The organism is Variovorax paradoxus (assembly GCA_016806145.1).
Taxonomy (GTDB): Bacteria; Pseudomonadota; Gammaproteobacteria; order Burkholderiales; family Burkholderiaceae_C; genus Variovorax.
The window spans coordinates 2,910,517-2,923,745 of the sequence record CP063166.1; the positions used below are offsets into that span (position 1 = coordinate 2,910,517).

Here is a 13,229-nt window from a genome sequence, read left to right on the forward strand (position 1 = left end):
GAGGGCGGCCAAGGCCCTCGTCAGTCGGAAGCGCCGTCGGACTTGAGGAACTGCGCGAAGCCCGGGTCGGTGTAGGCGGCCGGCGGCAGGTCGCCGGTGAGCAGCGCGGAATCGACCTCGGCCAGCTCGCTGGCGCGGTCCTCGTCCTGCATCACGCTGATGGTGACCAGGCCGGCCACCAGGGCCACGAGCGGCACCACGGTGCCGATGCGCGTCCACCAGCCCCAGCCGCCACCCAGTGCGGCGGTGTTGCCCGACTGCACCACGGCGGGCGCGACGCGCAGCTGCGGTGCCTGTTTGCGCTGGGCCACGGCTTGGGCGCGCGCCACGCGCAGGCGTTCGCCGATGTCGTGCGGCAACGCCTGGTTGCCGGCGGACAGGCGCGCGGCCACGCGTTGGCCGAACTCGTCTTCGGCGACGGAGGAGAGAGGAACCTTAGTATTCATAGCGAAATTCCCTTGGCTTTGAGCGCCTTGCTCAGAGCGTGGACGGCGCGCGAACAATGGGTTTTGACGCTGCCCTCGGAGCAGCCCATGGCGGCGGCCGTCTCTGCGACGTCCATTTCTTCCCAGTAACGCATCAGGAAAGCCTCGCGTTGACGGCCCGGCAATGCCGCGATCTGTTCTTCGATCTCATGCAGGACCTGTGCCCGGCGCGTGGTGTCCTCGGCGCTCTCGGTTTCTCTGGAGTCGGTCGGCGAGGCGAAGTTCTCGAGCAGGTCGAAATCGCCGTCGTCGTCGGTGGACTCGAAATCGCTGAGGTTCGAGAACAGGGCACGGCGGGTCTTCTGGCGGCGGAACCAGTCGAGCGTGCAGTTCGAGAGGATGCGCTGGAACAGCATCGGCAGCTCGGCGGCGGGCTTGTCGCCGTAGTGCTGGGCCAGCTTCATCATGCTGTCCTGCACGATGTCGAGCGCCGCTTCCTCGTCTCGCACGTGATAGACCGACCGCTTGAAAGCGCGGCGTTCGACGCTTTTCAGGAAATCGGAGAGTTCTTGTTCGGTGGCCAAGCGTGAGAGGGGCGCCGGGCGCCGCGTGGGAATGGATGTCGGGCGGGAATGCCTCGTTGTTGGCCGCGAATTATGCCCGCCGCTCTCGACGAATCGTGTTGCGGGGCGATACGGGCTCGGCGGAAGGCCGCGTCGGTGTCATAATCGCGGTCGCAAGTCAAAAGGCAAACGGGTCACGGTCCGGCGGAACAATCAGTCCGCCCATGGCTTTGGCCTCAAGTCCTGGCGCGGCCCCACAAGGGTTGGCAAGGGGCACCCAAGGTTTTTCGTTCCCGAAAAAACTCCAAAGGTTGATCATGGAAATCTCGAAGGCGGAACTCGCTTCCGCAGCAGCCGCGTCCTCCGGCGCCGGCAATCACACGCAAGAACTCATGGGCGCCGAAGTGCTGGTCAAGGCACTGCAGGCCGAAGGCGTCCAGTACGTGTGGGGCTACCCCGGCGGCGCGGTTCTCTACATCTACGACGCGTTCTACAAGCAGGACACCATCCAGCACGTGCTGGTGCGCCACGAGCAGGCAGCGGTCCACGCCGCCGACGGCTATGCGCGCGCCACCGGCGAGGTGGGCGTGGCGCTGGTCACCTCGGGCCCGGGCCTGACGAACGCGGTCACGGGCATCGCCACGGCCTACATGGACTCGATCCCGATGGTGATCATCTCGGGCCAGGTCCCCACGGCGGCGATCGGCCTGGATGCCTTCCAGGAATGCGACACGGTCGGCATCACGCGCCCGATCGTCAAGCACAACTTCCTCGTCAAGGATCCGAAGGATCTCGCGATGACGATGAAGAAGGCCTTCCACATCGCACGCAGCGGCCGTCCGGGCCCCGTGGTGGTGGACGTGCCCAAGGACGTCTCGTTCAAGAAGGTGGCCTACGCCGGCTATCCCGAGAAGGTCGAGATGCGCTCGTACAACCCGGTGCGCAAGGGCCACGGCGGCCAGATCCGCAAGGCGCTGCAGCTGCTGCTCAACGCCAAGCGCCCCTACATCTACACCGGTGGCGGCGTGCTGCTGGGCAATGCCACCAACGAACTGCGCACGCTGGTCGACATGCTCGGCTACCCGGTCACCAACACGCTCATGGGCCTGGGCGCCTATCCGGCGAGCGACCGCAAGTTCCTCGGCATGCTGGGCATGCACGGCACCATCGAGGCCAACAACGCGATGCAGAACTGCGACGTGCTGCTGGCCGTGGGTGCGCGCTTCGACGACCGCGTGATCGGCAACCCGAAGCACTTCGCGCAGAACGAACGCAAGATCATCCACGTCGACATCGATCCGTCGAGCATCTCCAAGCGCGTGAAGGTCGACATCCCGATCGTGGGCGACGTCAAGGACGTGCTCACCGAGCTGATCTCGATGATCCGCGAGAGCACGACGAAGCCCGACGCCGGCGCGCTCGCCAACTGGTGGAAGACCATCGAGGGCTGGCGCGACCGCGACTGCCTCAAGTACGACCGGGGCAACAAGGACGTGATCAAGCCGCAGTTCGTCGTCGAGACGCTGTGGAACATGACCAAGGACGCGGACACCTACATCACGTCCGACGTCGGCCAGCACCAGATGTGGGCCGCGCAGTACTACCGCTTCGACGAGCCGCGCCGCTGGATCAACTCCGGCGGCCTGGGCACCATGGGCGTGGGCATTCCCTACGCCATGGGGATCAAGCTCGCGAAGCCGGACTCGGAAGTCTTCACCATCACGGGCGAAGGCTCGGTGCAGATGTGCATCCAGGAACTGTCGACCTGCCTGCAGTACAACACGCCGATCAAGATCTGCTCGCTGAACAACCGCTACCTCGGCATGGTGCGCCAGTGGCAGGAGATCGAGTACTCCGGCCGCTACAGCCACAGCTACATGGATGCGCTGCCCAACTTCGTGAAGCTCGCCGAGGCCTATGGCCACGTCGGCATGCTGATCGAGCGTCCCCAGGACGTGGAGCCTGCGCTGCGCGAGGCCCGCAAGCTCAAGGACCGCACCGTGTTCATGGATTTCCGCACCGACCCCACCGAGAACGTGTTCCCGATGGTCAAGGCCGGAATGGGCATCACCGAGATGCTGCTGGGCTCCGAGGATCTCTGATCCGCGGCCCGTTTTCGACCGTTCGTTTCTCAACCTTTCACTGACGAATCTATTGCCCGCCGAGCCCGCGCATTACCGTGCGCGGGGGAGGGCGGCGAAAGCGAAAGCTTCCGCGCTGGCGAAAAGAGGAGTCACGCACACATGAAACACATCATTGCCGTTCTGCTGGAAAACGAGCCTGGCGCTCTTTCCCGCGTGGTGGGCCTGTTCTCGGCCCGTGGCTACAACATCGAATCGCTGACCGTCGCGCCCACCGAGGATGCGAGCCTGTCGCGCATGACCATCGTCACCGCCGGTTCGGACGACGTGATCGAGCAGATCACCAAGCACTTGAACCGCTTGATCGAGGTGGTCAAGGTGGTCGACCTGACCGAAGGTGCCTACACCGAGCGCGAGCTCATGATGGTGAAGGTGCGCGCGGTGGGCAAGGAGCGCGAGGAGATGATGCGCATGGCCGAGATCTTCCGCGGCCGCATCATCGACGTCACCGACAAGAGCTACACGATCGAGCTCACCGGCGACCATGGCAAGAACGACGCCTTCCTCGAGGCGATCGATCGCAGCGCCATCCTCGAGACCGTGCGCACCGGCGCCAGCGGCATCGGCCGCGGCGAACGCATCCTGCGGGTCTGACCCGATGAAAACGGAGCTCGGTCGCCGTCCGTTCGGGCCGAGCTTGTCGAAGCCTCCGCGCGAGCGGGGACTGCATTGAGCCCTTCGACAGGCTCAGGACGAACGGCACAACACACTGCAACTCGCATATCTATCTGGAGAACATCATGAAGGTTTATTACGACAAGGACGCGGACCTGAGCCTGATCAAGGGCAAGACGGTGGCCATCATCGGCTACGGCTCGCAAGGCCACGCGCACGCGCAGAACCTGAACGACAGCGGCGTGAAGGTCGTGGTCGGCCTGCGCAAGGGCGGTGCCTCGTGGGACAAGGTCGGCAAGGCCGGCCTGCAGGTCGCCGAAGTGGCCGATGCCGTGAAGTCCGCCGATGTCGTCATGATCCTGCTGCCCGACGAGCAGATCGCCAACGTCTACAAGAACGACGTCGCGCCCAACATCAAGGAAGGCGCTTCGCTGGTCTTCGCGCACGGCTTCAACGTGCACTACGGCTTCGTGCAGCCGCGCGCCGACCTCGACGTGTGGATGGTCGCTCCCAAGGCCCCGGGCCACACCGTGCGCAGCACCTACACCCAAGGCGGCGGCGTGCCCCACCTCGTGGCCGTGCACCAGGACAAGACCGGCAAGGCGCGTGACCTCGCGCTGAGCTACGCCACCGCCAACGGCGGCGGCAAGGCCGGCATCATCGAGACCAACTTCCGCGAAGAAACCGAGACCGACCTGTTCGGCGAACAAGCGGTTCTGTGCGGCGGCACGGTCGAGCTGATCAAGGCCGGTTTCGAAACGCTGGTGGAAGCCGGCTACGCGCCCGAAATGGCGTACTTCGAATGCCTGCACGAACTGAAGCTGATCGTCGACCTGATCTATGAAGGCGGCATCGCCAACATGAACTACTCGATCTCGAACAACGCCGAATACGGCGAGTACGTCACCGGCCCGCGCATCGTGACCGACGAGACCAAGAAGGTCATGAAGCAAGTGCTGCGCGACATCCAGACCGGCGAATACGCCAAGAGCTTCGTGCTCGAAGCCGCCGCCGGCCAGCCCGCGCTGATCAGCCGCCGTCGCCTCAATGCGGAGCATCAGATCGAAGTTGTCGGCGAAAAGCTGCGCGCGATGATGCCCTGGATCAAGAAGAACAAGCTGGTCGACCAGACCCGCAACTGATCTCCCGGCGAGCAGGGCGCTCCGGCGCCCGATCCCCAAGGGCCACCCTCGCGGTGGCCCTTTTGCTTGGAGGGCCGGGCGTGCCCCTGAACTACACTCCCTGGGATGCGATCCAGTGACCGAATTGCTATCGAAGAGATAGCTGAACCGACAATGCCCATGAGGGACGGAGACCAATCCAATGCATGACGACACCGTCCCCGACGAGGTCCAGCCGCGCAAGCGGCGAAAGGGCATCTACGTCCTGCCGAACCTGTTCACCCTGGCCGCGCTGTTCGGCGGCTTCTATTCGGTCGTGATGGCGATGAACGCGCGCTTCGACCTCGCCGCGCTGGGCGTCTTCGCGGCCATGGTGCTCGACAGCCTCGACGGCCGCGTGGCGCGCATGACCAATACGCAGAGCGCGTTCGGCGAGCAGATGGACTCGCTGTCCGACATGGTCTCGTTCGGCGCGGCGCCCGCGCTGATCGCCTACGAGTGGTCGCTCAAGGGCCTGGGCCGCTGGGGCTGGATCGCGGCCTTCGTCTACTGCGCCTGCGCGGCGCTGCGGCTCGCGCGCTTCAACGTCAACACCGGCGTGGTCGACAAGCGCTGGTTCCAGGGCCTGCCGTCGCCCGCTGCTGCGGCGCTGGTGGCCGGCTTCATCTGGCTCATGACCGAATGGGGCAAGCGCGGTGGCGAGGTGCTGTACCTCTCGTGGACGCAGATCACCTGGATCACCTTCGCCTTCACGCTCTACGCAGGCCTCACGATGGTGACCAACGCGCCGTTCTACAGCTTCAAGGACGTGCAGATGAAGAAGAGCGTGCCCTTCGCCGTGATCGTGCTGATCGCGCTCGGCATCGCGGTCATCAACATCCATCCGCCGACGGTGCTGTTCGGCCTGTTCGTGGTCTACGGCCTGAGCGGCTACGTGGTCTATGCATGGCGCAAGGCCAAGGGGCAGCAGACCAGCGTGATCAGCACCTCGACCGAGGAACCCGACGAGCGCGGTTTGCACAACTGAGACAGGCATCGGGACACAGTCTTCACAAAGTCTCGACGCCTGTGCTAAATTCGCAACCCTCATGACGAAGATGATTTCGCTGCTGTCCCTACTAGCTCTCCCTCACGGGCGGAGACGGTAGCGCACGCGCAAATCCATCACCACGGCCCGTTCGCACCAGCAACGGGCCGTTTTGTTTTTGGGGTTGCTGGTTGATCACCAACCATCACAGCAGAGAAATCGACATGTTGAAGCAACCTCAAGCCAAATACCGTGCGTTCGCGCCCATCGGTCTCAAGGACCGCACCTGGCCCGATGCCGTGCTGACCAAGGCGCCGATCTGGCTGTCGACCGATCTGCGTGACGGCAACCAGGCCCTGGTCGAGCCGATGGACATCACGCGCAAGATGCGCATGTTCGAGACCCTCGTGGCCATCGGCTTCAAGGAGATCGAGGTCGGCTTCCCCTCCGCGTCGCAGGTCGAGTTCGACTTCGTGCGCAAGCTCATCGAGGAAGACCGCATTCCCGACGACGTGACGATCCAGGTGCTGACCCAGGCGCGCGACCACCTGATCGCCCGCACCTTCGAAGCCTTGCAAGGCGCTCCGCGCGCCATCGTCCATCTGTACAACGCCGTGGCGCCCGTGATGCGCCGCGTGGTGCTCGGCATGGACGAGGATGGCATCGTCGAGCTCGCCGCCACGCATGCGCGCATGTTCAACGAGATGGCCGCGAAGCAGCCGAACACGCGCTGGACCTTCCAGTACTCGCCCGAGATGTTCTCGGGCACCGACCTCGCGTTCTCCAAGCGCGTGGTCGACGCGGTCACCGCGGTCTGGGCGCCGACGCCCGAGCGCAAGTGCATCGTCAACCTGCCGTCGACGGTCGAGCACTCCACGCCGAACATCTTTGCCGACATGATCGAGTGGATGCACCGCAACCTCGATCGTCGCGACGCGATCGTGCTGTCGGTGCACCCGCACAACGACCGCGGCACCGGCACCGCCGCCGGCGAGTTCGCGTTGATGGCCGGCGCCGACCGCATCGAAGGCTGCCTGTTCGGCAACGGCGAGCGCACCGGCAACCTCGACCTCGTCAACGTGGCGCTCAACCTCTACACGCAGGGCGTCTCGCCCGAACTGGACTTCTCGAACATCGACGAGATCCGAGCCACGGTCGAGCACTGCAACCAGATTCCCGTGCACCCGCGCCACCCCTACGTGGGCGACCTGGTCTACACCTCGTTCTCGGGCTCGCACCAGGACGCGATCAAGAAGGCCTTCTCGGCGCGCAAGGACGGCGACATCTGGGACATGCCCTACCTCCCGATCGACCCGAAGGACGTCGGCCGCAGCTACGAGGCCGTGATCCGCGTCAACAGCCAGTCGGGCAAGGGCGGCATCGCCTACCTGCTCGAGAGCGAGTACGGCATCGAGATGCCGCGCCGCCTGCAGATGGAATTCAGCCAGACGGTGCAGCGCGTGATGGACGTCGCGGGCAAGGAACTCACGGCCGCGGACCTCTGGCAGCTCTTCGTGCGCGAGTACGGCATCGAGTCGGTGCAGGCGCTCCAGCACCGCGTGCTGCAGGAGGAGGGCAAGGACGGCGCCAACGCCTCGGTGCTTCTGCGCGGCGACCTGGCCTGGAACGGCGAGACCGTGGCCATCGAGGGCCGCGGCAACGGTCCCATCGATGCCTTCACGCACGCGCTGAGCGCCGCGACGGGCCATGCGGTGCGCGTCATCGACTACCACCAGCATGCGATCGGCGCCGGTGCCGATGCCAAGGCCGTGGCCTACCTGGAGCTGCGCGTCGACGAGTCGCGCACCCTGTTCGGCGTGGGCATCGACGAAGACACCATCGCCGCCTCGCTGAAGGCGATCGTCTCGGGCGTGGAGCGCGCCAGGGGCAATGGCGCGCACAGCGCACAATCGGAGACCGCGACCGTCTGAACCCCATCCCGCCCGATGCGCCAGGTGGCCAGAAACGAAGGAGAACACGATGACCGACCAACTCATAATTTTCGACACCACCTTGCGCGACGGCGAACAGTCGCCCGGCGCCTCGATGACGCGCGACGAGAAGTTGCGCATCGCCAAGCAGCTCGAGCGGCTGCGGGTCGACGTCATCGAGGCCGGCTTCCCGGCCAGCTCGAACGGCGACTTCGAGGCGGTCAAGGCGATCGCCAACGCGATCAAGGATTCGACGGTGTGCGGACTCTCGCGCGCCAACGACCGCGACATCGCGCGCGCCGCCGAGGCGCTCAAGGGCGCGGCGCGTGGCCGCATCCACACCTTCATCGCGACCTCGCCGCTGCACATGGAGAAGAAGCTGCGCATGTCGCCCGACGAGGTGCATGAACAGGCCCGGCTCGCGGTGCGCTTCGCGCGCAACCAGGTGGCCGACGTGGAGTTCAGCCCCGAGGACGGCTACCGCAGCGATCCCGACTTCCTGTGCCGCGTGCTCGAGACCGTGATCGCCGAGGGCGCGACCACGATCAACGTGCCCGACACCGTGGGCTACGCGATCCCCGAGCTCTACGGCAACTTCATCAAGACGCTGCGCGAGCGCATTCCCAACAGCGACAAGGCGATCTGGTCGGTGCATTGCCACAACGACCTCGGCATGGCGGTGGCGAACTCGCTGGCGGGCGTGAAGATCGGCGGCGCGCGCCAGGTCGAGTGCACCATCAACGGCCTCGGCGAACGCGCGGGCAACTGCTCGCTCGAAGAGGTGGTGATGGCCGTGAAGACCCGCAAGGATTACTTCGGGCTCTCGCTGAACATCGACACCCAGCACATCGTGGCCGCGAGCCGCATGGTCAGCCAGACCACCGGCTTCGTGGTGCAGCCCAACAAGGCGGTGGTGGGCGCCAATGCCTTCGCCCACGCCTCGGGCATCCACCAGGACGGCGTGCTGAAGGCGCGCGACACCTACGAGATCATGCGTGCCGAGGACGTGGGCTGGAGCGCCAACAAGATCGTGCTGGGCAAGCTCAGCGGGCGCAACGCCTTCAAGCAGCGGCTGCAGGAACTCGGCGTGACCATGGAGAGCGAGGGCGAGATCAACGCCGCCTTCCTGCGCTTCAAGGAGCTGGCCGACCGCAAGTCCGAAATTTTCGACGAGGACATCCTCGCGCTTGTCAGCGCGGAGGAGGGTGCGAACGTTGGCGAACAGTTTGCTTTCGTTTCTCTCGCTCAGCACAGCGAAACTGGCGAACGCCCCCAGGCGAAGGTCGTCTTCACCGTCCATGGCAAGGAAGTCACGGGCGAGTCGGACGGCAATGGCCCGGTCGATGCTTCCCTCAAGGCCATCGAGTCGCACGTCAAGAGCGGCGCCGAGATGGTGCTTTACTCGGTCAATGCCATCAGTGGCTCGACGGAAAGCCAGGGAGAAGTTACAGTCCGGTTACAAAACGCGGGACGGGTGGTCAACGGCGTCGGGGCGGACCCCGACATCGTTGTGGCGTCGGCAAAGGCTTATTTGAGTGCGCTCAACAAGTTACAGAGCCAAGCTGAGAGAGTGGCGGCACAAGGTTAGGTTTTCGGGCGATCCTTGGTATTCGAATGAAGAAAAGGATGCAAGTAGCTGATATTGCGTGCCTTTTTTGATTTCGATACACTGCGGTTCTTATTCCTGCCGCTGGAGATTTTGTACATGCCCGAAGCCCGTCTCCACCGCGTTTCAAGCCTTCGCACTCTCGCCGTCGCGTTCTGCGCGACGGCTTTTTTGTTGTCCGGCGCCCAGGCCGCCAAAAAAGAGAAGGCCGCCCCCGCCAAGACGGCGGCCGTCTCGAAGAAAGCCCGCGGCGCCGCGCCGGTCGAGGTGAAGCGCAATGCCGCGTCGTCCAAGGTCGTCAAGCGTGGCGGCCGCGAAGACAAGGCCGACAAGGTGGTCCGTGGTGGCCGCAACGTGGTGGCCACCCTGCAGAAGAAAAACGGCAAGACCGTGGTGGCCGTGCAGCGCCGCTCGGTGGTCCGTGTCGAGGCGCCGCCGCGCCAGTCCTTCGGCCAGATGGCCGGCCTGCACACCACCGACGACGCGCTCGAACTCAAGTCGAGCGTCGCGCTGGTGGTCGACCAGGACACGCACGAGGTGCTGTTCAGCAAGAACGACCACGCCGTGCTGCCGATCGCATCGCTCACCAAGCTCATGACCGGCCTGCTGATCAGCGAGGCCAAGCTGCCGAACGAAGAGCTCATCACCATCACCCAGGACGACGTCGACACCGAGAAGCGCAGCAGTTCGCGCCTGACGGTCGGCACCACGCTCACGCGCGGTGAACTGCTGCACCTGGCACTGATGTCGAGCGAGAACCGCGCCGCCCACGCGCTGGGTCGCACCTATCCCGGTGGCCTCAGCACCTTCGTGAGCATCATGAACGCCAAGGCGCGCATGCTCGGCATGAAGGACACGCGCTACGTCGAGCCCACCGGCCTGTCGAGCCGCAACCAGTCGAGCGCGCAGGACCTGGCGCTGCTGGTGAATGCCGCCTACGCCGACGCCACCGTGCGTTCGCTGTCCACCTCGCCCGAGTACCAGGTCGAGGTCGGCCGCCGCACCTTGCAGTTCAACACCACCAACCGCCTCGTGAGGAGCCCGGACTGGGACATCGGCGTGCAGAAGACCGGCTACATCTCCGAAGCCGGCCAGTGCCTGGTGATGCAGGCCCGGGTCGCGGGCCGCAAGCTGATCATGGTGTTCCTCGATTCGGCCGGCAAGTTCAGCCGCATTGCCGACGCCGAGCGCGTGCGCCGCTGGGTCGAGGCCACGCACGCCGTGCCGGGTTCACCGGCCGCTTCGCGCAACGTGGCGTACCAGGTCGCGGGCTGATCGGGCCCGCCCCAAAGACGAAAGCCGGCGGTTGCCGGCTTTTTTCATGGTGCGGAGGGCTTCTCCAAGCCCTGGAAGGCGCCCAGGCGCCCTCAGGGTGCGGGGGTGGAGGCTCCGCCTGCCGGCGACACCGGCGCGGCCGCCACGGCCCCGGCAGCCGGCGCCACGCCCTGCTTGAAGCCCAGCGCCTCCGAGATCTCGTTCGCGGTCGCCTGCAGCTTGGGCAGCCAGCCTTCGTCGAGCCGGTCGGCCGGCGCCGAGATCGACAGCCCCGCGACCAGCTTGCCCTGGTCGTCGTAGATGCCGGCGGCCATGCAGCGCACGCCCAGCTCCAACTCCTCGTTGTCGCGCGCGATGCCGTACTGGCGCGCTTTCGACAGCTCGCGCTCGAGCGCCGGCAGCTGCGTGATGCTGTTGCGCGTGTGGCCGGCCAGCCCGGTGCGCGTGGCGTAGCTGCGCACGCGCTGCGGATCGTCCGCGGCCAGGAACAGCTTGCCGGTGGAAGTGAGGTGCAGCGCGGCGCGGCCGCCGATGGCGCGCACCACCTGCATGCCCGAGCGCTCGCTGTAGGAGCGCTCGATGTACACGATCTCGTCGCCCTGGCGCATGCTGAGGTTGACCGGCTGCTGCGTGAGCTTGTGCAGCTCGCGCATCGGGCCCAGCGCGGCGTCGCGCACGTTGAGCCGGCCCTTGACCAGGTTGCCGAGCTCCAGCAGGCGCATGCCGAGCCGGTAGCTGCCGGCCTCGGGGCGGTCGACGAAGCGGCCGACCGCGAGGTCGTTGAGGATGCGGTGGGTGGTGGAGGGATGAAGCCCCGTCTTTTCGCTGATTTCCTTCAGGGAAATCGCTTCTTCGCGCGAGGCCAGCACGTCGATCAGCGCGAACATGCGTTCGATGACCTGGATGACGGGGGTGGCCGGAATGTCGGAATGGTTTTTTCTCATGGCGCTGTGCGGTGAAGACCGGGCGCCATTTTATCTTGTGAAATCGCTGGCGCGCTGCCAGCGGCCATCGATCAGCAATTCGTGGGGTGCGAAGCGCGCCTTGTAGTTCATCTTCGGGCTGTGCTCGATCCAGTAGCCCAGGTAGACGTGGGGCAGGCCCAGCTTGCGCGCCTGCTCGATCTGCCAGAGCACGCTGTAGGTGCCGTAGGCCATGCCGTCCTCGGGCTCGTAGAAGGTGTAGACGGCCGAGATGCCGTCGTTGAGCACGTCGAGGATCGACACCATCTTGAGCGCGCCCGCGCTGCCGTCGGGCAGGGTCTCGCGGAACTCGACCAGCCGCGAGTTCACACGGCTTTGCAGCAGGAACTGGGTGTACTGGTCGATGCTGTCGTGGTCCATGCCGCCGCCGGCGTGGCGACCGTTCTGGTAGCGCAGGTAGAGCTGGTAGTGCTCGGGCACGAAGCACAGCTTGAGCACGCGCGCCTGCAGGTCGGCGTGCTGCTTGACCGCGCGGCGCTGGCTGCGCGAGGCTTTGAAGGCATTGGCCAGCACCCGCAGCGGCACGCAGGCGCGGCAGCCGTCGCAGTACGGGCGGTAGGTGAACATGCCGCTGCGCCGGAAGCCGCTGAGCACCAGGTCCGAGTACGCGTCGTTGTGGATCAGGTGGCTGGGGGTGGCCACCTGCGAGCGGGCCTGGCGGTCCGGCAGGTAGCTGCAGGGATAGGGCGCGGTCGCGTAGAACTGCAGCGTGTGGAGCGGGAGATCCTTGAGGTGCGTCACGTCGGGTGAGAAGGTCGCGCAGGCAGGAGTTCGGACCAGTATACGGGCTCGAAACGCCACGTGGGCCCCGGCGCTTCCCGGGCCCGGGCCACGTGTTCGACGAAGCGTTCGCGCGGCATTTCCTGCGCGCCCAGGCTCGCGAGGTGGGCCGTGTTCTGCTGGCAGTCGATCATCCGCACGCCGAAGCGCCGGCACAGGCACACCAGCGCGGCCAGCGCGGTCTTCGAGGCGTCGGGGCGGCGCGTGAACATCGACTCGCCGAACACGGCGCCGCCGATCGCCACGCAGTAGAGGCCGCCGGCCAGCTCGCCGTCGATCCAGGTCTCGACGCTGTGGGCATGGCCGGCCCGGTGCAATTCGGTATAGGCGGCGACCATGTCGGGCACGATCCAGGTGCCCGACTGGCCCGGTCGGGCCGAGCCGGAGCAGGCCCGGATCACGGCGGCGAAGTCGTGATCGATGCGGATCTCGCAGCCCGGCGCCTGCGCGAAGCGCGCCAGCGTCTTGCGCAGCGAGCGATGGAGCCGGAAATCTTCCACCTGCAGCACCATGCGCGGATCGGGGCTCCACCACAGGATCGGCTGGTCCTCGCTGAACCACGGAAAGACGCAGCGGCCATAGGCGCGCAAGAGAGTATCGACGTCGAGCGAGCCGCCGGCGGCCAGCAGCCCGGGCACGGGGTCGGCGATCCCCCACGCCGTCGAGGGGTCGGGCAGGGCATCGCCGGGTTCGAGCCAGGGCAGTTGTCGCATGGCCGTAGGTATACACGGCTTGCGGGGCGCATCTTCGTATCGGGGGCGA

Annotated in this window: 11 protein-coding genes and 1 pseudogene; 7 read left to right on the plus strand and 5 right to left on the minus strand. The window is 65.9% G+C overall.

Annotated features, from left to right (window positions below; translation table 11 throughout):
• Nucleotides 1-20 precede the first annotated feature (20 nt).
• Entirely contained in the window at nucleotides 21-446 is a 426-nt protein-coding gene (locus INQ48_13465) for a DUF3619 family protein (protein QRF60155.1), read from the minus strand.
• Entirely contained in the window at nucleotides 443-1,009 is a 567-nt protein-coding gene (locus tag INQ48_13470) for an RNA polymerase sigma factor (protein QRF60156.1), read from the minus strand. Before INQ48_13470 ends, INQ48_13465 begins: the two co-directional genes overlap by 4 nt.
• A 296-nt stretch (nucleotides 1,010-1,305) precedes the next feature.
• On the opposite strand from INQ48_13470, the gene INQ48_13475 reads away from it, so the two are divergent.
• From INQ48_13475 to INQ48_13505, 7 genes are all read left to right on the plus strand, one after another.
• Nucleotides 1,306-3,090 carry an acetolactate synthase 3 catalytic subunit gene (locus INQ48_13475; GenBank protein ID QRF60157.1) on the plus strand — a complete coding sequence of 595 codons (1,785 nt, stop codon included), beginning with the start codon at nucleotides 1,306-1,308 and terminating at the stop codon, nucleotides 3,088-3,090.
• A gap of 141 nt (nucleotides 3,091-3,231) precedes the next feature.
• Entirely contained in the window at nucleotides 3,232-3,723 is a 492-nt protein-coding gene (gene ilvN, locus INQ48_13480; protein QRF60158.1) for an acetolactate synthase small subunit, read from the plus strand.
• 146 nt (nucleotides 3,724-3,869) lie between these two features.
• The gene (gene ilvC / locus INQ48_13485; GenBank protein ID QRF60159.1) at nucleotides 3,870-4,886 is read left to right on the plus strand and encodes a ketol-acid reductoisomerase; all 1,017 of its coding nucleotides are present in this window, start codon (nucleotides 3,870-3,872) and stop codon (nucleotides 4,884-4,886) included.
• A 181-nt stretch (nucleotides 4,887-5,067) separates the two neighbouring features.
• Nucleotides 5,068-5,892 carry a CDP-diacylglycerol--serine O-phosphatidyltransferase gene (pssA, locus tag INQ48_13490; protein ID QRF60160.1) on the plus strand — a complete coding sequence of 275 codons (825 nt, stop codon included), beginning with the start codon at nucleotides 5,068-5,070 and terminating at the stop codon, nucleotides 5,890-5,892.
• 224 nt (nucleotides 5,893-6,116) lie between these two features.
• Nucleotides 6,117-7,823 (plus strand): 2-isopropylmalate synthase, encoded by a 1,707-nt coding sequence (gene leuA / locus INQ48_13495; GenBank protein ID QRF60161.1) that lies wholly within the window; start codon nucleotides 6,117-6,119, stop codon nucleotides 7,821-7,823.
• Between the two features lie 49 nt (nucleotides 7,824-7,872).
• On the plus strand, nucleotides 7,873-9,411 hold the full coding sequence (locus INQ48_13500) for a 2-isopropylmalate synthase (protein ID QRF60162.1): 1,539 nt from the start codon (nucleotides 7,873-7,875) through the stop codon (nucleotides 9,409-9,411).
• A 117-nt stretch (nucleotides 9,412-9,528) separates the two neighbouring features.
• Nucleotides 9,529-10,704 (plus strand): serine hydrolase, encoded by a 1,176-nt coding sequence (locus INQ48_13505; protein ID QRF60163.1) that lies wholly within the window; start codon nucleotides 9,529-9,531, stop codon nucleotides 10,702-10,704.
• Between the two features lie 173 nt (nucleotides 10,705-10,877).
• Here the strand turns inward: INQ48_13505 and INQ48_13510 are convergent.
• The 3 genes and pseudogenes from INQ48_13510 to INQ48_13520 all read right to left on the minus strand — a co-directional run bounded on the left by INQ48_13510 (nucleotide 10,878) and on the right by INQ48_13520 (nucleotide 13,180).
• Nucleotides 10,878-11,648, minus strand: a pseudogene (locus INQ48_13510) (IclR family transcriptional regulator).
• A 30-nt stretch (nucleotides 11,649-11,678) separates the two neighbouring features.
• Nucleotides 11,679-12,428, minus strand: a complete 750-nt coding sequence (locus INQ48_13515; GenBank protein QRF60164.1) for an arginyltransferase — start codon at nucleotides 12,426-12,428, stop codon at nucleotides 11,679-11,681.
• Nucleotides 12,425-13,180 (minus strand): leucyl/phenylalanyl-tRNA--protein transferase, encoded by a 756-nt coding sequence (locus tag INQ48_13520; protein QRF60165.1) that lies wholly within the window; start codon nucleotides 13,178-13,180, stop codon nucleotides 12,425-12,427. The genes INQ48_13515 and INQ48_13520 overlap by 4 nt, the downstream gene beginning before the upstream one ends.
• Nucleotides 13,181-13,229 lie beyond the last annotated feature (49 nt).